Here is a 19,921-nt window from a genome sequence, read left to right on the forward strand (position 1 = left end):
GCGGTGACACCCCGGGCGACGGATTAGGGTGACCTTGTGGCGAGAGTGCGGTTGACAGTGGCCGAGCGGCGCGAGGAGCTGCTGCGGGCGGCGATCGAGCAGATCGAGGCGCGGGGCGTGGCGGCCGTCAGGATCGCCGACGTGGCCTCGGCGCTCGGGGTGAGCAACGCCCTGGTGCTGTATCACTTCTCGACGAAGGAGAAGCTGGTCGCGGCTGCCTTCACCCATGCCGCCGAAGCGGATCTGGCGCACCTGCGCAAGCTCCTCGGCCGCCGTACCAGCGCCCTGCGCCGGCTGCGCTCGGCCGTGCGCTGGTACGCCCCGACGGGCCAGGCCAAGGGCTGGCGGCTGTGGATCGAGGGCTGGGCGGTGGCGCTGCGCGAGCCGGCCCTCCAGGAGGTCACCCGCGACCTCGACCGGCGCTGGAAGGCGGCGCTGGCCGAGGTGATCACCGAGGGCGTCACGGCGGGCGAGTTCCACTGCCCGGACCCGGCGGCCGCGGCCCTGCGCCTGACCGCCCTCCTGGACGGCCTCGCCGTACAGCTGACGTCCTACGCCGGAGCGGTCCCCCGGACCCGGGCCCAGGAGTGGGTGGACGAGGCCCTCGCCCGCGAACTGGGCGTGGACCGGGGCGCGTTGACGACGTAGCCCGGCCTGGCCGTAGCACGCCTTGACCGCAGCCCGGCCTCGAAGGGAACCCCCTCCAGATCCCCTCAGGCCACCGAAGCGATCCGGGTCTTGATGTCGTCCGGTGACAGCACGCCCTTGGCCGTCACATGGTCGCCGGAGGACTCCCCCCGCAGTCGGCGGCCGATCCACGGCACCAGGTACTCCCGTGCCCAGTGGACGTCGTCCCGCCGCACGTCCAGCGGTCCGCGGGGCGGCAGCGGCGGCCACGCCTGGTCCGGGTCGGCCGGGACCTCGAGGCCGAGGACCTGGCCCGCGCGCAGCGCCACACGCGTGTGGCCCTCCGGGGACAGGTGCAGCCGGTCGCCGTCCCAGGCCCGCCGGTCCTGGATCGTCTTCAGGGACCACAGGTCGAGCACCGGGCACCCGTACCGGTCGGCGATGGCCCGCACATGCCCGTTGTACGTGGCGATCTTGCCGCGCAGGTGCTTGAGCACGGGCACGCCACGGGTGTCGAAGCCGGTGGTCACCATGACGGTGCCGCACGCCTCGCTGAGCCGGGCGACCGCCCGCTCGAAGCGCTCGGCGACCTCGTCGGGGTCGGTACCGGGCCGGATGATGTCGTTGCCGCCGGCGCAGAAGGACACCAGGTCCGGTGCCAGTTCCACGGCCTGCGGGAGCTGGTCCTCGACGATCTGGTCGAGCAGCTTCCCGCGCACGGCGAGATTGCTGTACCTGAAGTCGCCCTCGGGCCGCCGGTCCGCGAGAAGCACCGCGAACCGGTCGGCCCAGCCGACGAACGCCCCGTCGGGGCCGGGGTCGCCGACGCCCTCGGTGAAGCTGTCCCCCACCGCCACGTACGACCCGATCACTGATCTGCTGTCATTCTTCGAATCGTCTGCCACAGACATTCATGATTCACCTTCGAATGTGACCTACGCGACCGTAGGAAGGGCTTGACGGGCGGTGAGATAAGCCACTCCTAAAGTGTTCGCCAAACAAGGAATAGGTCTCTCGTCACGGCTGTTGACGCTGCGATCGCCATACCCGGAAGTCGTTGATCCGGAAGTGGCTCCAGGTGGTCCGGAACGCGAAGTGCCCACTCGTGTACGGCGCCGGGTCGGCGTAGTCGAAGACGAGCCGCCCGTTGTTCCACCACTTCACCCCGGAGCCGTCGGAGACGATGCGCACCCGGTTCGGCCGGTTCGCGACGAGCAGCGGCTCGGTGTAGTCGTAGATCAGCGGCCGCGCGCCGGCCTCGCCGACATAGCGGCGCAGTCGGGTCGTGGTGTTGGTGTTGGCGCCGTAGCCGACGTAGTACGTCTTGAGGTAGTCGTACTCGGCGAGCGCCCCGCCACGCTGCGTGGCGAAGATGTTCCGCGGGGACCGGACGTCGATCGCGTTCCAGAAGTTGTTCAGGTCGGAGACGCGGTCGTTGACCCCGCCCTCGGAGACCGGTGTGGCGGTGTACTCGATGACGTACGGCCCTGCGAGCGGCTGCTTGAACCAGATCGTCGCGCCGGCGGGCACGTCGACCTCCAGGGTCCCCCGCTTCGCGGTGACCGTGCCGCCCTGTTCCAGCTCGACGGCCCACTGTCGGAGGCCGTGGCGGAAGTCGTCGTGGGCGATGAGGCGGCGGTGGCGGGGCGAGGCGCTCGCGTCCGCCGCGGGGCCGAGGGCGGCCAGGGCGGCACCTGCGGCGAGGGCTCCGAAGGCTCTGCGGGTGGTCGTCATGTCAGGGGGCTCCTTTCGGGGGCCTGCTTCGAAAATTCGGGATGCTGCTTCGAGGATTCGGGATGCTGCCTCGTCGTTTCGGTGTGCTCCTTCGCGATGAGGCCGATCAACCGTTCGGCCACCCTGCGGTGGCCCTGGGCACTGGGATGGACCGTGCCGTTGAAGTCGCCCCGCGTGGCGTCGAGCCAGCCTGTGGTGTCGACGAACTCGACGCGCCGGTCCGCGAGTTCGTCGACGACGACCGCTATGTCGGCGGCATGGCTGCCGTCGAAGGGGCGCAGGGCGAGGATGCGGGCGTGCGGTGCGCCGGCCCGGAGCCGGGTCAGATAGGCGCGGTAGGCGGCACGGAACTCGGCGGAGCCGAACGTGGCGTCGTTGGTGCCCTGGTTCACCACGATCACATCGGCCCGGCGGTCCGAATCGGCCCTGGAGCCCGCGTAGTTCCAGCCGTACGCGTCGGACGCGGCGGGAACGCCCCCGTTGCCGGTCTGGATCACTCCCTGCCGTCCGAAGCCGACCTGGGTGAGCGAGGCGTGCAGGGCGTCGGCGACCAGCGTGGGGTAGGCGGCCGTACCGTCCGCGCAGTCCGAGGTGTTGACCTCGCACAGGGCCATCACGCCCTGGGTGATCGAGTCACCGTAGAACGCCAATTCACGCTTCTTGACGGGGGGTTGTGGCAGCAGGTGACCCCGGATACCCGTCAGCGCCACCCCGGTCTCCAGTGGCGGGACCCACCGGTTGACCCGCGAGAAGACGTCCTTGACGGAGATCTCGACGGAGTGCGGCCCGCCGCCGGCCGCCGTGATCGCCAGATCTGCCCGGTCGACGGAGTGCAGCTGCTCGGGGCCGCCGTCGATCGACACGTAGATCTGCGCGGGGACGGTGACGGACGAGACGTCGAAGAGGGCGTGGACGGACGGGCCGGTGAAGCGGAACCGCAGCCGGGAGCCGGAGTTGACGGTGACGGCGGCTTCGGCGGTCCGGCTCCAGTGCCCCTCGTAAGCGATACGCCGGTCGTCGGGCCGTACGACGGTCTGGGCGCCGGACGCGAGGGCGGGCGGCACCGCGCCGGCGAGCAGACCCGCGACGGTGGCCGCGGTCGCGAGGGTGCGTCTCATGACGGGATCCGGTCTCCGATCAGGGCCAGGTTCTGGATCGCCGCGAGGGCCCACTGGGCGGAGGAGTTGGTGGAGATCCAGGGGATCTCCCGCGTGGTGCGCAGGACCGCCGGAGTCTTGATCGTGACCGGGTTCCAGTCGTTGGACGGGAAGTAGGTGTCGCTGCCGGTGAAGAACTCCTTCCACGCGCGCGTGGCGAGCGTCGGGTCGTCCTTGCGCTGGGCCGCGTACGCGGTGATGCGCGAATGTGCGGCCGGGAGCGCCGACTTCCAGGTGGAGCCGGTGAGTTGGCGCTTCTGGGCGTCGGTGGCGTTGTAGTACTGCGCGTAGTTCAGCCAGGCCGTCCGGAACTCCGGTTCCTCCTCGCCCAGCAACGAGACGATCTCGCTGTTGGTCTCGACGAGGCCGAAGACGGCACCGAGATGGGACACGTTGACGGCCGTGTCGGTCGTCACGGCGAACTTCCCGGTGTCGGCGTCGAGCAGACCCGCCCCCGTGAAGAAGCCGTTGGGCTGTGCGGCGATGGTCCGCAGCGAGTTGACGAGCTTGGCCTTCGCCCGGGCCGCGCCCGGACCGCCCCGCTCCCATTCGGTGAGCCAGGCAGCCGAGATCCCGCCCCAGTCGGTGCCGAAGCCGACCGACAGGGCGTGCCGGTCACCGGGCTCGTAGCCGTCGGTGCGGACCTTGCGCTGCGGGTCGACCTCCAGGAACGTCAGCTCCACGTCGGCGAGTTCGCTCAGCAGGTCCCCGGTGCGCTCGTCGCCGGTGAGGTAGTAGTGGAAGCGGCGGTTGGCGGCCGTGGAGATGCGGACCTGCTTGGCGCTGTCCGCCCAGTGCTGCACGCCGTGCCGGGTGCCCAGGCCCGCCCACTTGCCCAGGTGGTAGACGTCGACCTCGCCGGTGTGCCGGGTCATCGCCTCCGCGAACCGGAAGACCTCCGGGGAGCCGGTCCGCAGGAAGTGGTACCAGAGCCAGAGGTCGGTGCCCAACTCCGAGTTGTCCCAGGCGAATCCGCCGACGTCGTAGCGCCAGACGTGCCGGTCGTCGTCGTAGGTGTGCTGGACGTCGCCGTAGTCGAGGAAGCCGTACCAGCGGCGCTCCTCGCGCTGGTCGCGGTAGTAGGCGAACAGGTCGTCGAGGTGGTCCTCGATCACCGAGCGGGCCTTCGAGGAGCGGTCCACGGGCGCCCAGTCGCCGAACACACCTGCCGAGCGCAGCCGTTGGGGAGTGGCGGCGAGCAGCGGAGGAGCGGCCACCGCCTTCGCCTGGGCGGCCAGGACCTCGGCGGGCGGGGTCTTCTCCAGGGCCCAGAAGGTCAGTTCGGTGGTGCGGGCGATGCCGTACGGGGTGCCGAAGCCCGGCTCGTAGTCCTCGTACGTGATCTCCAGGCCGCCGTCGGACTGTTCCTCGTAGGTGTCCTGGCCGAGGCCGTCGTGGTAGAAGCGCAGGTCGAGTGGTTGGGCCTCGGGTGAGTAGAGCCAGAGGGTGACCTCGGCGGCCGTGGACTCGGCGCCGCGCACGTCGAGTTGGGCGGGGTGGCGCTGCCAGAAGTCCCGCAGGCCGAAGGAGAGTCCGCCGCTCGCGCCGCCGACGTAGCCGAAGCCGGCCGCGCGCTGTCCGGCCGCGGCCGGGATCCAGCCGTAGCCCGCCGTGGTGCGCTTGCGGATCTGGTAGCCGTCGGCGGTCGGCTGGGTGAGCGTGTAGTCGCCCCAGCGCGGGATGTACGCGAGCCGGCTCGCCACCCGGGTGTCCCACGTGGCGGTGTCGGGGAGCCGTTCGCCCGCGATCTGTGCGGCCCGCACCGCCGCGCCCGGGTCGCGCCGCAGCCCGGTGATTCCCTGGACGGCCTCGCTGAACAGGCCGCCGCCCGAGTCGGCGAACCGCACATGGCGGTCGTAGGGCTGATCGCTCAGCGGCACGGTGAAGCGGACGCCGAGTCCGCGCAGGAAGTCGCCCTGGTCGGAGCCGGGCCGCTGCTCGCCGTCCCAGACGAAGGTGTGCACCAGGCGGAAGGACTCCGCACCGGCGAAGAAGGCGAACCGCAGTACGAACGGCAGCCAGGCCCTGCCGCCGTGCCGGTGCCGCCCTTCGACCCGGATCACGGCACGGACGGGTCCGTCCTGCTCGACGGTGATCTTCTCGATCCGGCCCGCGAAGCTGTCGAGGTCCGCGCCCTCGCGCACGGAGTCCTGGCGCAGTGCCACCAGCCGTCCGTCGCGGGCGATCTCGGTCGTGCCGCGCCGGATGCCGCGTACGACGGTGTCGGAGCCCTTGGTCCCGAAGACGGCGGTGATCACGCCGGTCGACACCTCGATCCGGCCGCCGCTGCCCCGGCCGACGGTGACGCGGTGGGCGGGCACGGCCGGACTGCCCGCGCTCAGCAGATAGCGGTCGGCCCGCGGCGCGTCGGGGGCGATGGCGTGCGCGGTCCACTTCACCGAGCCGTCGGGCCAGTAGGCGGTGGCCCAGCTCTGCACCGGGACCTCGTCGCCGCCCGAGGTGGCGAGCCGGAACCGCTGCTCCGGGCGGTGGGTGCCGCGCGCCCACGGCACGCCCCAGGTGGCACCGGCGTGGACGTCGGGCCGCCCCTCCAGCCAGTGGAGTTCGGTGTCGTCGTCACCGGCCACCGCGGCGGCGGAGCGGGACTGCGCCCAGGAGAACTGGGTGAGGGCGGCCGCGGCTGCGGCGCCCTTGAAGACGGTGCGTCGGTCGACGCCGGGCACGGTGACCTCCGAAGGCCGTAGAAAGCGCTTGCGCAACAACGGAGTTCACTGTGTCCCCACCTTCCCCTCCCTGTCGACGCTCTGAGCACCCCTGCCACAAGAACGCAATGAAGTGATCATGAAGGCGCAAACACCCGTGCGGGGGCTGTCGGCGGGAAACACCGAAGGCCGGACCCGGGGATCGGGGTCCGGCCTTCGGTGGCACAGGGGCGGGGTCAGCCGACGGCGACGCCCTTCGAGCGGAGGTAGGCGACCGGGTCCACGTCCGAGCCGTAGTCCGGCGTGGTGCGGATCTCGAAGTGCAGGTGCGGTCCTGTCACGTTGCCGGTGGCGCCGGAGAGGCCGATCTGCTGGCCCTCGGTCACGGTCTGGCCGGCCGAGACGGAGAGCTGCGAGAGGTGGGCGTACTGGGCGTAGTAGCCGTCGTTCAGCTTGATGACGACCTGGTTGCCGTAGGCGCCGCCCCAGCCCGCGGAGACGACCGTGCCCGCGGCGACGGCCTTCAGCGAGGTGCCGGTCGGGACGACGAAGTCGACTCCGGTGTGGTAACCGCTGGACCACATGGCGCCCGCCACGCGGTAACCGGTGCCGATGGTGGCACCGCTGACCGGGAGGGTGTAGCCGCTGGAGCTGGTGTCGGAGCTCTGGGTCGCGGCCGTCGACTTCGACGACTTCGCCTCCGCCTTCTCCACCTTCGCGGAAGACGGCTTCGAGGAGGACGACTTGGCCGAGGACCCGGTCTTCGTCGGGCCCGTGGTCGCCTTCTTGCCGATCGACAGCTTCAGGCCGGGGTGGATCAGCGAGGGGTCGTCACCGACGGCCTCACGGTTGTCGGCGTAGAGCTTCTTCCAGCCGCCGGCGACATTCTGCTCGTCGGCGATCTTCGAAAGACAGTCGCCGACACGCACCGAATAGGTGCGCACGGTCGAGACCTTCGCGGTGTCCTTCTTGGCGGTCTTTTCGGCCGGATTTCCGGCGGCCTTCTGCGTGACCGGAAGGGACTGAACGGCCTTTTGCGGCACGGACTGCGCGGTGGCGGCGTGAGCGCCGGTGGCCCCCATGAGCGGGAGGGCGAGCGCGGCACCCCCGGTACCGGCGACGGCGATCGAGCGGGTGAAGCGCTGGGACTTCGGACGGCGGTGCTTACCCTTCGCGGGCATGACGAATTCCTCTCCGGCGCCTGCGAGGTGAGCTGTCGGGTGCGAGCTGGAGATGCCCGGCCGCGTCGGGACGCGACTAAACCCCAAGCCTGTTCCGGAGACCGGAACAGGCGGTACTGCCTGTGGGTCCCCCGCTCCTGCCGTGCACGGGTGAGTGTGTGCGGAATCCGTTCGGCGGCAGGATTGGGCGTCCGACCGGATCGGTGGCGAACGTAAACGAGCAAGACGCAAAGGGACAAGTGAGCAGTTCCCCGCGCATGCATTCCTGTTGATCCCTTATGGGAATTACCGGTCACCCTGCGTGAATCAGACGCCCGCCCCCGACACAAAGCCCCTTGAAAACCACACGAATTACGTGAACATGACGGGCGACGCACCGTCACCGATATGACGCTCCTCACGTCACGAATTCACAGGACCCCACACTCCGGAAGGAGTTGGAAAGAATCCAGCAATTCGGACAGAAGCCTTAGATGCGGCGCAGCCGGAGAACTGTCGCATCCAGGTCGCCCCGCAAACCGGTGCGAAGTCCGTGATGCAGCAATACGGCCCCTCGGTGAACTTCGCCCGTTTCGAGGCATTCGTACGACGCCGTCGGGTCCAGTGCGCGCAGCCGCACCGCCGGTACCGGTTCCCCGTAGTGCTGGGCCTGAAGCCAGGCGAGCACGACCGTCTCGTCCCCGCGGACGTACTGCACCGCGCTCAGCCCGCCCCGCGGTGGCCGCAGCCGGTGGAGCTCGCCGTGCTGCACCAGGGGCCGGATCTCCTTGTAGAGGTCCACCCAGCGGCGGGCCTCGGCGAGCTCCTCCTCGGTCCACTCCGTCAGGTCGCCGCCGACCCCGAGTACCCCGGCCATGGAGCTCACGAACCGGAACCGCAGCGAGCTCACCCGGTCGTTGAGCTGGGTGTTGGGGCTGTCGGTGACCCAGGCGGCCATCACGCGCGCGGGGTGGATCTGACTGAAGCCGTGCTGGATGGCGAGACGGTCGAGCGGGTCGGTGTTGTCCGAGGTCCACACCTGGTCGGTGCGGCTCAGCACCCCGAGGTCGATCCGGCCGCCGCCGCCCGAGCAGGACTCGAAGGCGACACCGGGGTGGGCCGCGCGCAACCGGTCCAGCAGGGCGTAGAAGCCGTGCACGTGGTCCACCCACAGGCGCTGCGGGTAGGGGTCGCCGGGCCAGCCCGCGTCGGTGAAGCAGCGGTTGAAGTCCCACTTGACGTAGTCGATCGGGGCGCTCGAGAGCAGTGCGTCGAGCTGCTCCCACAGGTACTCCTGGACGTCCTCGCGCGCCAGGTTCAGTACGAGCTGATTGCGGAACTCCGTCCGCTTTCGTCCCGCTTGGTACTGCACCCAGTCCGGGTGGGCGCGGTACAGCTCGCTGTCCGGGTTGACCATCTCCGGCTCGACCCAGATGCCGAACTGCATGCCGAGCGCGTGCACGTAGTCGCCGAGCGGCTTGAGGCCGGCGGGGAAGCGGTCCGGGTTGGGGGCCCAGTCGCCGAGCCCGGCGCGGTCGCTGGTGCGGGCGCCGAACCAGCCGTCGTCGACCACGAACAGCTCGACACCGACCGCGGCGGCCCGCCGGGCGAGGGTGCCCTGCTGCTCCTCGGAGATGTCGAAGTTGGTGGCCTCCCAGGAGTTGAACAGCACGGGCCTGTCCTGGTCGGCGTCCGGGATGACGTACGCCCGCTGCCAGGCGTGCCAGGCCCGGCTCGCGCCGCCGAAGCCGCCGTCGCTCCAGAGTCCGGCGAAGACGGGGGTCGTGAAGGACTCGCCCCCGGCCAGGCTCAGCAGGCCGGACTCGTCGTAGCCGGCGCCGCCGGTGATCTGCACGCGCGCGTCGGGGAGTTGGGCGACCGCGATCCGCCAGGACCCCGACCAGCCGAGGGCGACGCCGTAGACCTCGCCGCGCTCCTCGGTGGCGTCGGTGTCGAGCGCGACCCAGGGCAGGTGCTGGTGCCCGGTGTGGCCGCGGCGGCTGCCGATGACCTTCTCGCCGTAGGTGAGCGGGGCCTGGGTGAGCAGGGACTCGGCGGCCCAGCGGCCGTGCAGCTGGGAGAGCCGCCAGCCGTCCTCGCGGTCGGGCAGGGTCCAGGTCGCGGAGTCGGCGCGGAGCAGCTCGACGGGGTCCTGACCCTGGTTGTCCAGGGTCACCCAGCGCTCCAGGACGTCGTGGCGCATCCGGTAGTGCAGCGTGATGACCAGGCTGCCGTCGCGAAACCGCAGTCGCAGCTCGTCGCCCTCGGTGTCGTGGGCCTCGAAGGTCCACTCGGTGCCGCGCCGCTCGTCGGTGCGCACGGACAGGGCGGGCCGGGTGAAGCGGGGGCCGCCCTCGACCGGGTACTCCTCGCGCCCGTCGAGCGGGGACTCGAAGGGCCAGTAGTCCGGCAGCGGGCGCACGGCGAGCGCCTCGGCGTCGGCCAGGGCGATGCGCGGGCCCCAGTGCAGGTGCAGCAGCTCGCCCTCGGCGGTGAGGTGCAGGGCGTAACTGCTGGCCGGCCCGGACAGAATCCACGTACGGCCGTTCTCGGCGATCTCCAGCATGGTGCCCCTCACAGGTTCGAACAGGTGCCAACAGGTGCGCTCAGGCACCAACATCATCAGCGGCCACGGGCCCCTGCTGCAACGCCTGTGGACAACTGATTGCCCGTGATGTCGGGGCCTGTGGACAACTCATCGCCGCAGGAACCCGTGTCGTATCGTCGAGAGGTGCCCGTCGACGAGCAGCGTCGGCGGTGCCCGGCTGGGAGGAGCCCCCGTGACGCAGCAGATTCCGTCGACCGAACCCGAACTCGCCGGTGTCCGCAACTTCCGCGATGTGGGCGGACTGCCGACGACCGACGGACGGCGGGTGCGGTACGGAGTGCTGTTCCGCAGCGGCCACCTCGCGCACGCCACCGAGGACGACGCGGCCTTCCTGTCCTCGCTCGGCCTGCACACGATCTTCGACTTCCGCAATTCGGCGGACCAGAAGCTGGAGGGCCCGGACGTCGACCTGCCCGGGGTCACCAATGTGAACCTGCCGCTGAGCGACCCGGCGGAGGGCACCTGGTTCTGGAAGATGGTCCGGGACGGTGACATCGAGCAGCTGCGTGAGCTGCTCGGCGACGGCAAGGCCGCGGCGCGGATGACCAACTCCTACCGCACGATGATCAAGGAACGCACCGCCGAGCACTCCCAGGTGCTCCACTCGCTCGCCGAGGACAGCGTCCCTGCCCTCCTGCACTGCGCGGCCGGCAAGGACCGCGCGGGCCTGTCGATTGCGGTGACCCTGCTCGCGCTGGGCGTGGAGCGCGAGGCGATCGTCGCCGACTACCTGGAGTCGAACGCCAAGCACCGCCGCTACAAGGTCCGCCGCACCAGCACCTCCGCCGACGCCTACTCCCCCGAGGTCATGGAGCTGCTCAGCCCGCTGTTCGAAGCGCGCGCCGAGTATCTGACGGCTGCCCTGGAGACCATCGAGGAGACCTGGGGCAGCGTCGACGCCTACCTGGAGGAGGGCCTCGGTCTCACCCCCGAGATCCGCGAGCGGCTGCGGGAGCGCCTGCTCGACTGAGTCGTACGGCCCCTACTGCCCGGCTCCCACCTCGAAGAGCAGGTAGAGGAAGGCCGCGAAGACGTGGCCGGCCGCCAGGTAGATGAGCAGGCGCACCCACAGGGCGCGGGGGAACTTCTCCTCCATGTCACTCATGGCATCTCTCCAGGGGTGGGGCCCAGGCACAGGGTGGCCGTGGGACTCTGCAACAGGGTGTGGACGAACAGGAGCTCGACTCCGTCGGGGTCCTGGGCGGCGATGCGGTGCGGGGTCAGCGAGTCGAAGTGGGCGCTGTCGCCCGGACCGAGCAGGTGCGTGGTGTCGCCGAGGCGCAGGCGCAGCCGTCCGTGCAGGACGTAGAGCCATTCCTCGCCGGGATGCACCCGCACGATGTCGCCCTGGGAGCCGTGCGGCACCCGCACCCGCAGGGCCTGCATGCCGCGGCCGGACGCGCCCGCCTGGTAGTAGGTCCATCCGCCCGCCGCGGTGGGTTCCATGTCGGCGGCGCGCACCACGGAGTCCCGTTCGGCGACCGTCTCACCGAGCAGCTCCGAGACCGTCGTACCGTAGATGCGGGCGAGCGCGAGCAGCATCGGCAGCGAAGGCTGGCGCTGCCCGGTCTCCAGGCGGGACAGATGGGCGGGCGACAGCCCCGCGGCGGCGGCCGCGGCCTCCAGGGTCAGGGAGGCACGTCGGCGCAGTGCGCGAAGCTGGGGAGCCACCGAGGGCAGCTCCGTGAAGGCTTCCGGGGAGCTCATGACTCCATTGAGCCCCAGATTTGCCTCTGCGGCAATTTTCTTGCCTCAGAGGCAAACCGCCACGAGGGACCGGGTCAGCGGTTCGCCACCGCCTGCTTCACCAGCGTCTTGCTGAAGTCCCACATCAGCCCGCTGCCGCTGTGCGCGTCGTCCATGACGTCGGTGAAGGCGTCGACGAACCGGTCCACTTCCTTCTCGCCGACGACGAGCGGCGGGATCAGCTTGATGACCTCCAGGTGGTCGCCGGAGACCTGGGTGAGGATCCGGTGCCGCTGGAGCAGCGGGACGACGACCATCTGCGCGAACAGGCCCTTGCGCGCGGCCTGGAGCATGGTCCAGCGGCCGCGCAGCTTGAGCGACCTGGGCTTCCCGAACTCGATGCCGATCATCAGGCCCCGGCCGCGCACGTCGGCGAGCAGCTCGTACTTGTCGACGAGCGCGGCGAGCCGGGACTTCAGCAGCTCACCCGTGGCGCGGGCGTTCGCGACGATCTGCTCGTTCTCCATGACCGCGAGGACGGCGAGCCCGGCGGCCATCGCCTGTGCGTTGGACCCGAAGCTCGCCGAGTGCACCAGCACCCGGTCCATGGACGAGTAGACCTTCTTGAAGATCCAGTCCTTGCCGAGGGTGGCCCCGACCGGCACATAGCCGCCGGAGAGCGCCTTGGCCACGCACACCAGGTCGGGCTCGACCCCGTCCTCGTGCTGGTAGGCGTAGAAGTCCCCGGTGCGCCCGAGCCCGGTCTGCACCTCGTCGGCGATGAGCAGCGCCTTGTGCCGGCGCAGCAGCTCCTGCGCGGACCGCAGATAGCCGGGCGGCGCCTCGTGCACGCCCTTGCCCTGGATCGGCTCGACGACCAGGGCGGCGACGTCACCCTTCTTCAGCTCCCGCGCGAGGGCGTCGAGATCCCCGAGGGGTACGGCGGTGTCGGGCAGCAGGGGCGCGAAGCCGTCCCGGAAGCCGGCCTCGCCGTTGACCGACAGCGACCCGGTGGTCAGCCCGTGGAAGGCGTGGTCGCAGTACAGGACGCGCGGCTTCCCGGTCGCGTACCGGGCGAACTTCAGCGCGGTCTCCACCGCTTCGGTGCCGCTGTTGCCGAAGAACACCCGGTCCAGGTGCGGACTGTGGGCGAGGAGTTTCTCCGCCAGCAGCCCGGGCAGCGGCTGGCAGTCGAAGCGGGTGAGGTCGGCGAGCTGGGCGTCGAGGACGTCGTGCAGTGCCTTGCGGACGACGGGGTGGTGGCGCCCCAGGCCCATCACCCCGAACCCGGCGAGCATGTCCAGGTAGTCGTTGCCGTCCGCGTCCCAGAAGTACGCGCCCTCGCCGCGCTCGTAGACCTTGTCGAAGCCGATGGTGTGCAGCATGCGCGGGAGCTGGTGGTTCAGGTACTTCCCGTGCAGCTCGTAGCGCTCGGCTCCGCGCTCGGCCAGGAGTCTGCCGAGGTCGAACTCCGTGCTCATTCCTTCTCCTTGACTTCGACCTGGTCCTTGACGGCAAGGCTCGCGCTGATCCGCCCCGCCACCTCGACCGGCGTCAACCCGATGTCGGCGAGCACCTCGCCCCGCTTGGCGTGCGCGAGGAACTGCTCCGGGATCCCGAACCGCCGTACCGGTACGTCGACTTCGGCGTCACCGAGCGCCAGCGCCACCGCGGCGCCCACCCCGGCGGCCCGGCTGTTGTCCTCGACGACGGCCACCAGCCGGTGCCCGGCGGCGAGGCCCGGCAGCGCCGGGTCGACGGGCTTGACCCAACGGGGGTCGACGACCGTGCAGTTGATGCCCCGCGCTTCCAGGAGCTCGGCGGCCTGGAGGCAGACGGGCGCCATGACACCGACGGCGACGAGCAACACCTCTGGCCGGTCTCCTCGATGGAGCACGTCCATGCCGCCCACGTGGTCCACAGCCGCGACCACGGGCCCCACCGACTCCTTCGGGAACCGCACCAGCGTCGGCGCGTCGTCCACGGCGACGGCTTCCCGCAGCTGGGCCCGGAGTTGGTCGGCGTCCCGGGGCGCGGCGATCCTCAGACCGGGCACGACCTGGAGGATCGACATGTCCCACATGCCGTTGTGCGAGGCCCCGTCGACGCCCGTGACCCCGGCCCGGTCCAGCACGAAGGTGACCCCGCAGCGGTGCAGGGCGACATCCATCAGCAGCTGGTCGAAGGCCCGGTTCAGGAAGGTCGCGTACACGGCGACCACCGGGTGCAGTCCGCCCGTCGCGAGGCCGGCCGCGGAGACCGCCGCGTGCTGCTCGGCGATCCCGACGTCCCAGACCCGGTCCGGGAACCGGGCGGCGAACTTGCCCAGCCCGACCGGGTGCAGCATGGCCGCCGTGATCGCCACGACGTCCTCGCGCTCCTCCCCGATCGCGACGATCTCGTCGCCGAACACCGAGGTCCAGGACGGCCCGCTGGAGGGCGCGAGCGGCTCGCAGGTGAGGGGGTCCATCACACCGACGGTGTGGAAGTGGTCCTCCTCGTGCGCGAGGGCGGGCTCGTACCCGCGTCCCTTCTCCGTCAGACAGTGCACGAGCACCGGCCCGTGGAACCGTTTCGCCCGCCTGAGCGCCGACTCGACCGCCCCGATGTCGTGCCCGTCTATCGGGCCGACGTACTTCAGCCCGAGGTCCTCGAACATGCCCTGCGGCGCGAAGGCGTCCTTGAACCCCTTCTTCGCCCCGTGCAGGGACTCGTAGATGGTGCTGCCGACCACAGGGGTCTTGAGGAGTACGTCCTTCCCCCAGGCCAGCACCTTCTCGTACCCGTCGGTGGTGCGCAGGGTGGCCAGGTGGTTGGCGAGGCCCCCGATGGTCGGCGAGTACGACCGCTCGTTGTCGTTGACGACGATGATCAGCGGCCGGTCCTTGGCGGCCGCGATGTTGTTGAGCGCCTCCCAGGCCATGCCCCCGGTGAGCGCGCCGTCGCCGATGACCGCGACGACGTGCCCCGTGTCCCCCTGCACCTGACGGGCCTTGGCGAGCCCGTCGGCCCAGCCGAGCGCGGTGGAGGCGTGGCTGTTCTCGACGATGTCGTGCTCGGACTCGGCGCGTGAGGGGTAGCCGGACAGGCCGCCCTTGGAACGCAGCTTCGAGAAGTCCTGACGCCCTGTCAGGATCTTGTGCACATAGCTCTGATGGCCGGTGTCCCATACGATGCGGTCGACCGGTGACTCGAAGACCCGGTGGAGCGCGATGGAGAGTTCCACGACACCCAGGTTGGGTCCGAGGTGCCCACCGGTCCTGGCGACCGCGTGCACCAGGAACTCCCTGATCTCTTCGGACAGTTCGACAAGATCCGGCTCGGACAGCGCCTTCAGGTCGCGTGGTCCCCGGATGTTCTCCAGAATGGTCACGCTCGGGCCCCCTTCGGTCCGTGCTGTTCAACTCACGGTGACGGCCGGCTCCCCCGACGCGACGCCGTCCTTCTCCATCTGTTCGGCGATCTTCATCGCCTCCTCGATGAGGGTCTCCACGATCTTCGACTCGGGGACGGTCTTGACGACCTCGCCCTTCACGAAGATCTGTCCCTTGCCGTTGCCGGACGCGACCCCCAGGTCCGCCTCCCGCGCCTCACCGGGACCGTTGACCACACATCCCATCACCGCGACCCGCAGGGGCACTTCCATGCCCTCCAGACCCGCCGTGACCTCGTCGGCCAGCTTGTACACGTCGACCTGCGCCCGCCCGCAGGACGGACAGGACACGATCTCCAGCCGCCGCTGCCTGAGCCCGAGCGACTCCAGGATCTGGATGCCGACCTTGACCTCCTCGGCGGGCGGCGCGGACAGGGAGACCCGGATGGTGTCGCCGATCCCCCTGCTGAGCAACGCGCCGAAGGCCACCGCCGACTTGATGGTCCCCTGGAACGCGGGACCTGCCTCCGTGACGCCCAGATGCAGCGGGTAGTCGCACTGCTCGGCCAACTGCTGGTACGCGCTGACCATGACCACGGGGTCGTTGTGCTTCACCGAGATCTTGATGTCCCGGAACCCGTGCTCCTCGAACAGCGACGCCTCCCACAGGGCGCTCTCCACCAGCGCCTCCGGGGTCGCCCTGCCGTACTTCTGGAGCAGCCGCCGGTCCAGGGATCCGGCGTTGACCCCGATCCTGATCGGCGTGCCGTGGTCCTTCGCGGCCCGCGCGATCTCCTTGACCTTGTCGTCGAACTGTTTGATGTTGCCGGGATTGACGCGTACGGCCGCACAGCCGGCCTCGATGGCCGCGAAGACGTACTTGGGCTGGAAGTGGATGTCCGCGATCACCGGGATCTGCGACTTGCGTGCGATGGTCGCGAGGGCGTCCGCGTCGTCCTGCGTGGGACAGGCGACGCGGACGATCTGGCAGCCGGACGCGGTGAGTTCGGCGATCTGCTGGAGGGTGGCGCCGATGTCGGACGTACGCGTCGTCGTCATCGACTGCACCGAGACCGGGGCCCCGCCCCCGACCGCCACCGGCCCGACCATGATCTGCCGCGAGGCGCGCCGCTCGGCGATCGGTCGGACCGGTACCTCGGGGACGCCCAAGGGAATGGCGGTCATGGCGCTACTCGCGGTTTCCGGAGACCGTCTCGCGCATGGCGCGCAGCGACTCCTTCAGCGAGCCCATGGTGGCGAGGACGGCGGTGGGCTCGTAGCCGCAGTGCGCCATGCAGTTGGCGCAGCGCGGGTCCTTGCCGCGGCCGTACTTGTCCCAGTCGGTCTCCTCGATGAGCTCGCGGTACGTCGGCACGTACCCGTCGCTCATCAGGTAGCAGGGGCGCTGCCAGCCGAACAGGGAGTAGTTGGGGATCGCCCAGGCCGTGCACGGGAAGTCGACCTTGCCCTCCAGGAAGTCCAGGAAGAGCGGGGAGTGGTTGAGCCGCCACTTCTTGCGGTTGCCGCCCGCGAAGGCCTTCTTGAACAGCTCGCGGGTCTGCTCCACGCCCAGGAAGTGCTCCTGGTCGGGCGCCTTCTCGTAGGCGTAGGCGGGCGAGATCATCATCTCGTCGACCTTGAGGTCGTCGTTGAGGAAGTTGAGCACCTCGATGATGGTCTGCGGGGTGTCGGTGTTGAAGAAGGTCGAGTTGGTGGTGACCCGGAAGCCGCGCCGCTTGGCCTCCTTGATCGCCTCCACGGCCTCGTCGAACACGCCCTCCTTCGCCACGGACTCGTCGTGCCGCTCCCGCAGCCCGTCGATGTGCACCGCGAAGGCGAAATAGGGCGAGGGCGTGAACTTGTCCATCTTCTTGCGCAGCAGCATGGCGTTGGTGCAGAGGAAGACGTACTTCTTCTTCGCCACCAACTGCCGCACGATCTCGTCGATCTGAGGGTGCATCAGCGGCTCACCGCCGGCGATGGACACCATCGGCGCACCGGATTCCAACACCGCCCCGACGGCCTGCGCCACCGGCATGCGCTGCTTGAGCACGCCCGCGGGATGCTGGATCTTGCCGCAGCCCTCGCACTTCAGGTTGCATGCGAAGAGAGGTTCCAGCTCCACGATCAACGGGAACTTGTCCCGCTTGCGGAGCTTCTGTTCGGCCAAGTATGTAGCGACCTTGATGGACTGACGCAGCGGCATGGCCATCTGGCTCACCTCCTGGGGAGCAGCAAGGAACGGTGCCATTCGTAGAAAGCGGGAAGGACGGAACGAAGGACGCGGAAGGCCGATATTCCACCGCGTACCGTGCCGATCCGGACGAGTTCATGTTGTGGAGCGTCCACGACCACCCGGACGGCCGCAACAGGGCGCTCGCCCGCGCGCACGGCGCTCAGGAGCGTGGCCGCGGACTCCATGTCGACCGCGATCGCGCCGGTCGCGAGCAGCTCCGACCTCTCGTGACCGCGGACGACGTGATCGGAGCCGGTAAGGGGTCCGGTGTGCACGGTACGTCCCGGTACGGCCCGTACGAGCTCCTTGACGAGTAGGTCGGTCTCCACACAGGGAACGGTTCCGTCCGGATCCCGGGTCTCCTCGGCGACGACCAGATCGCCGGGGTGCATCCCGGGGGCGAGGCCGGCGCAGAAGCCAGTGGCGATGACGGCGGCCCCGACGAGCGCGGGGTCCGCCAGACGCCGGGTGACGGACCGTTCCGCCGCCTTGGGGCCCATGCCCGTCCTGAGCAGGGTGACCTGACCGCCGGCCCCACCGCGCCCGCTCGCCCCGCCGCGCTCTCCGGTGCGCAGCGCGAGGTGCTCGATGCCGAGGGCGCAGGCGATCAGCAGCGGGGCGGTGGCGGGCTCGGTGCTCATCAAAGGGCCTCGGTCCGGGAGAACGGTTCTCCATGGACGTAGCGGCCCAGCGCGGTGAGCGGGAAGACCTGCCGGTAGAGGTGGTAGTTGATGGAGAAGTCCCAGGGGAAGCCGGTGCCGGTGAAGTAGGGCTCGTCCCAGGAGCCGTCCTCGCGCTGGGTGCTCGCGAGCCATTCGATGCCGCGCTCGACGGCCTTGGAGTCCCGCTCCCCCGCCGCCAGCAGTGCCATCAGCGCCCAGGCGGTCTGGGAGGCGGTGGAGGCGCCGCGGCCGCTCCACTCCTTGACGTACTTGTAGGAGCGCAGGTCCTCGCCCCAGCCGCCGTCGTCGTTCTGGACCTGCTCCAGCCAGGCCACGGCCCGCCGGATCGCCGGGTGCGAGGCGGGCAGTCCGGCGGCCGTCAGCGCGGGCACCACCGAGCCGGTGCCGTAGACGTAGTTGACGCCCCAGCGCCCGAACCACGAGCCGTCCGGCTCCTGTTCGGCGAGCAGCCAGTCGATGCCGCGTCGGGTGCGCGGGTCGTGGGAGAGCCCCTCGACCGCCAGCATCTCCACCACGTGGGCGGTGACGTCGGCCGACGGCGGGTCGATGACCTCGCCGAAGTCGCAGAACGGCAGCCGGTTGGGGAACGGGCTGGTGTTGTCGACGTCGAAGGCGCCCCAGGCGCCGTTCTTCGACTGCATCCCGAGGTTCCAGCGCACCCCGCGCCCGATGGCCCTCTCCACCCGCTCGGGGTCGTGGTGCCTGACCCGGCGCAGCGCGAGGACGACCTCGGCGGTGTCGTCGATGTCGGGATAGTTGTCGTTGTGGAACTCGAACGCCCAGCCGCCCGGCGGGAGTTGCGGACGCTTCACGGCCCAGTCGCCGGGCCGCACGATCTCCTCGCCGAGCATCCAGTCCGCCGCCCTCACGAGCTGCGGGTGATCGGCGGGCACCCCCGCGTCGACGAGGGCGATGGTGGCGAGGCAGGTGTCCCACACCGGGGACTGGCAGGCCTCGATCATCCGTGAGCCGTCCTCGCGCCAGATGGCGAAGCGGTCCAGGGACTCCAACCCGGCTCGCATCACCGGGTGTTCGAGGTCGTAGCCGAGCAGGTGCAGGGCGATCACGGAGTACACGGCCGGGGGCTGGATGCCGCCCCAGCAGCCGTCGTTCTCCTGCCGCTCGATGATCCAGCGGGCCGCGGAGTTCATGGCGGCTCTGCGGAGTCTGCGCGGGGCGACCTTGCGCAGCTGGTGCAGGGCCTTGTCGAGCCGCTGGAAGGCGCCGTCCCAACTCGCCACCGGGGCGAGGGGCTTGGCGGGGTTGGGGTCGGCCGGGTCGGTGTGCAGTTCGTCGAGCGGGAAGGGCGCGGGCCGCACCGGGCGCTTCGCGGAGACGATCGTCAGCGGGACGATGGTCTGGCGGGCCCAGCAGCCGAAGTCGTAGATGTTGAGCGGGACCCACTTGGGGAAGTAGATGAGCTCCGGCGGGAGTTCGGGCAGGTCCTCCCACTTCCACCAGCCGAACAGGGCGAGCCAGATGCGGGTGAACACCCGGGCGGCGGCGATCCCGCCCTGGGCGCGGATCCAGGCGGATGCCTTCGCCATGTGCGGGGCGTCCGGGGCGTCGCCGTCCAGCCGGAGGGCGACGTACGCCTCGATGGTGGTGGAGAGTTCGCCGGGCCCGCCGTAGAAGCTGGCCCAGGTGCCGTCCTCGCGCTGCTCGCCGCGGATGAACTTCGCGGCGGCCCGGGTGGTCGACTCGTCACGGATGCCGAGGAACTGACGGAGCAGCAGGTCCTCGGCGTCCATCGTGACGTTGGTCTCGAGGTCGCCCTTCCACCAGCCCTCGGCGTCCTGCCGGGCGAGGAGGTGCTCGGTGGCGCGCTGGACGGCGCGTACGGCGGCTTCTTGTACCCCGGCCGCCACGGGGGTGTCGAGACGGGTTTCGGTGGCCGCGGCAGCGCGGGGCGGCAGGGCCCCGGTGCTTCCGTCGGTCGTCGCTGTCATGGCTTCCCCTTCGTGCAGTGTGCAATGTGGTGCTCTGCTGTGGGT

The 19,921-nt window shown here is 70.2% G+C and carries 16 protein-coding genes and 1 riboswitch; of the genes, 2 read left to right on the top strand and 14 right to left on the bottom strand.

The features are described from left to right. Window positions 1–36: 36 nt before the first annotated feature. A complete protein-coding gene (locus OHN19_RS06390) occupies window positions 37–648 on the top strand; it encodes a TetR/AcrR family transcriptional regulator (protein ID WP_330263207.1) in 612 nt (203 codons plus the stop codon). 65 nt (window positions 649–713) lie between these two features. Here the strand turns inward: OHN19_RS06390 and OHN19_RS06395 are convergent, their stop codons facing one another. The 6 genes from OHN19_RS06395 to OHN19_RS06420 all read right to left on the bottom strand — a co-directional run bounded on the left by OHN19_RS06395 (window position 714) and on the right by OHN19_RS06420 (window position 9,907). Then, entirely contained in the window at window positions 714–1,499 is a 786-nt protein-coding gene (locus OHN19_RS06395) for an SGNH/GDSL hydrolase family protein (protein WP_330263208.1), read from the bottom strand. Between the two features lie 145 nt (window positions 1,500–1,644). Beyond that, window positions 1,645–2,361 carry a DUF6250 domain-containing protein gene (locus tag OHN19_RS06400; RefSeq protein ID WP_330263209.1) on the bottom strand — a complete coding sequence of 239 codons (717 nt, stop codon included), beginning with the start codon at window positions 2,359–2,361 and terminating at the stop codon, window positions 1,645–1,647. Then, entirely contained in the window at window positions 2,358–3,479 is a 1,122-nt protein-coding gene (locus OHN19_RS06405) for a GDSL-type esterase/lipase family protein (protein WP_330263210.1), read from the bottom strand. Before OHN19_RS06405 ends, OHN19_RS06400 begins: the two co-directional genes overlap by 4 nt. Continuing rightward, the gene (locus OHN19_RS06410) at window positions 3,476–6,202 is read right to left on the bottom strand and encodes a Tat pathway signal sequence domain protein (RefSeq protein WP_330263211.1); all 2,727 of its coding nucleotides are present in this window, start codon (window positions 6,200–6,202) and stop codon (window positions 3,476–3,478) included. The genes OHN19_RS06405 and OHN19_RS06410 overlap by 4 nt, the downstream gene beginning before the upstream one ends. Before the next feature lie 215 nt (window positions 6,203–6,417). After that, window positions 6,418–7,362, bottom strand: a complete 945-nt coding sequence (locus OHN19_RS06415; RefSeq protein WP_330263212.1) for a M23 family metallopeptidase — start codon at window positions 7,360–7,362, stop codon at window positions 6,418–6,420. Between the two features lie 4 nt (window positions 7,363–7,366). After that, a riboswitch (cyclic di-AMP (ydaO/yuaA leader) is annotated at window positions 7,367–7,529 on the bottom strand. A gap of 302 nt (window positions 7,530–7,831) precedes the next feature. Further along, window positions 7,832–9,907 carry an alpha-galactosidase gene (locus tag OHN19_RS06420; RefSeq protein WP_330263213.1) on the bottom strand — a complete coding sequence of 692 codons (2,076 nt, stop codon included), beginning with the start codon at window positions 9,905–9,907 and terminating at the stop codon, window positions 7,832–7,834. A gap of 214 nt (window positions 9,908–10,121) precedes the next feature. On the opposite strand from OHN19_RS06420, the gene OHN19_RS06425 reads away from it, so the two are divergent. After that, window positions 10,122–10,919 carry a tyrosine-protein phosphatase gene (locus OHN19_RS06425; protein ID WP_330263214.1) on the top strand — a complete coding sequence of 266 codons (798 nt, stop codon included), beginning with the start codon at window positions 10,122–10,124 and terminating at the stop codon, window positions 10,917–10,919. Window positions 10,920–10,931: 12 nt separating this feature from the next. Here OHN19_RS06425 and OHN19_RS06430 read toward each other — a convergent pair whose 3' ends face one another. The 8 genes from OHN19_RS06430 to shc all read right to left on the bottom strand — a co-directional run bounded on the left by OHN19_RS06430 (window position 10,932) and on the right by shc (window position 19,876). Continuing rightward, complete coding sequence (locus tag OHN19_RS06430) at window positions 10,932–11,054, bottom strand: DUF6126 family protein (RefSeq protein WP_020135411.1); 123 nt, start codon at window positions 11,052–11,054, stop codon at window positions 10,932–10,934. Then, on the bottom strand, window positions 11,051–11,656 hold the full coding sequence (locus OHN19_RS06435) for an XRE family transcriptional regulator (protein ID WP_330263215.1): 606 nt from the start codon (window positions 11,654–11,656) through the stop codon (window positions 11,051–11,053). The genes OHN19_RS06430 and OHN19_RS06435 overlap by 4 nt, the downstream gene beginning before the upstream one ends. A 74-nt stretch (window positions 11,657–11,730) precedes the next feature. Continuing rightward, window positions 11,731–13,116 (bottom strand): aspartate aminotransferase family protein, encoded by a 1,386-nt coding sequence (locus tag OHN19_RS06440; RefSeq protein ID WP_330263216.1) that lies wholly within the window; start codon window positions 13,114–13,116, stop codon window positions 11,731–11,733. Next, window positions 13,113–15,008 carry a 1-deoxy-D-xylulose-5-phosphate synthase gene (gene dxs / locus OHN19_RS06445; protein ID WP_330263217.1) on the bottom strand — a complete coding sequence of 632 codons (1,896 nt, stop codon included), beginning with the start codon at window positions 15,006–15,008 and terminating at the stop codon, window positions 13,113–13,115. The genes OHN19_RS06440 and dxs overlap by 4 nt, the downstream gene beginning before the upstream one ends. Before the next feature lie 27 nt (window positions 15,009–15,035). Continuing rightward, a complete protein-coding gene (gene ispG, locus OHN19_RS06450; RefSeq protein ID WP_330263218.1) occupies window positions 15,036–16,193 on the bottom strand; it encodes a flavodoxin-dependent (E)-4-hydroxy-3-methylbut-2-enyl-diphosphate synthase in 1,158 nt (385 codons plus the stop codon). 4 nt (window positions 16,194–16,197) lie between these two features. Further along, window positions 16,198–17,220 (bottom strand): adenosyl-hopene transferase HpnH, encoded by a 1,023-nt coding sequence (gene hpnH, locus OHN19_RS06455; RefSeq protein ID WP_020116602.1) that lies wholly within the window; start codon window positions 17,218–17,220, stop codon window positions 16,198–16,200. A gap of 5 nt (window positions 17,221–17,225) precedes the next feature. Then, window positions 17,226–17,885 carry a 1-hydroxy-2-methyl-2-butenyl 4-diphosphate reductase gene (locus OHN19_RS06460; RefSeq protein ID WP_330263219.1) on the bottom strand — a complete coding sequence of 220 codons (660 nt, stop codon included), beginning with the start codon at window positions 17,883–17,885 and terminating at the stop codon, window positions 17,226–17,228. Further along, complete coding sequence (gene shc / locus OHN19_RS06465; RefSeq protein WP_330263220.1) at window positions 17,885–19,876, bottom strand: squalene--hopene cyclase; 1,992 nt, start codon at window positions 19,874–19,876, stop codon at window positions 17,885–17,887. Before shc ends, OHN19_RS06460 begins: the two co-directional genes overlap by 1 nt. Window positions 19,877–19,921: the final 45 nt, after the last annotated feature.

Source organism: Streptomyces griseorubiginosus, from assembly GCF_036345115.1.
In the GTDB taxonomy this organism is placed as follows: domain Bacteria; phylum Actinomycetota; class Actinomycetes; order Streptomycetales; family Streptomycetaceae; genus Streptomyces; species Streptomyces griseorubiginosus_C.

Bases quoted from the DNA above. Each gene is read 5' to 3' on its own strand.
- OHN19_RS06400 (WP_330263209.1), bottom strand. From the start codon at position 2,361: ATGACGACCACCCGCAGAGCCTTCGGAGCCCTCGCCGCAGGTGCCGCC.
- OHN19_RS06405 (WP_330263210.1), bottom strand. From the start codon at position 3,479: ATGAGACGCACCCTCGCGACCGCGGCCACCGTCGCGGGTCTGCTCGCC.
- OHN19_RS06415 (WP_330263212.1), bottom strand. From the start codon at position 7,362: ATGCCCGCGAAGGGTAAGCACCGCCGTCCGAAGTCCCAGCGCTTCACC.
- OHN19_RS06420 (WP_330263213.1), bottom strand. From the start codon at position 9,907: ATGCTGGAGATCGCCGAGAACGGCCGTACGTGGATTCTGTCCGGGCCG.
- OHN19_RS06430 (WP_020135411.1), bottom strand. From the start codon at position 11,054: ATGAGTGACATGGAGGAGAAGTTCCCCCGCGCCCTGTGGGTGCGCCTG.
- OHN19_RS06435 (WP_330263215.1), bottom strand. From the start codon at position 11,656: ATGAGCTCCCCGGAAGCCTTCACGGAGCTGCCCTCGGTGGCTCCCCAG.
- OHN19_RS06440 (WP_330263216.1), bottom strand. From the start codon at position 13,116: ATGAGCACGGAGTTCGACCTCGGCAGACTCCTGGCCGAGCGCGGAGCC.
- ispG (WP_330263218.1), bottom strand. From the start codon at position 16,193: ATGACCGCCATTCCCTTGGGCGTCCCCGAGGTACCGGTCCGACCGATC.
- hpnH (WP_020116602.1), bottom strand. From the start codon at position 17,220: ATGGCCATGCCGCTGCGTCAGTCCATCAAGGTCGCTACATACTTGGCC.
- OHN19_RS06460 (WP_330263219.1), bottom strand. From the start codon at position 17,885: ATGAGCACCGAGCCCGCCACCGCCCCGCTGCTGATCGCCTGCGCCCTC.
- shc (WP_330263220.1), bottom strand. From the start codon at position 19,876: ATGACAGCGACGACCGACGGAAGCACCGGGGCCCTGCCGCCCCGCGCT.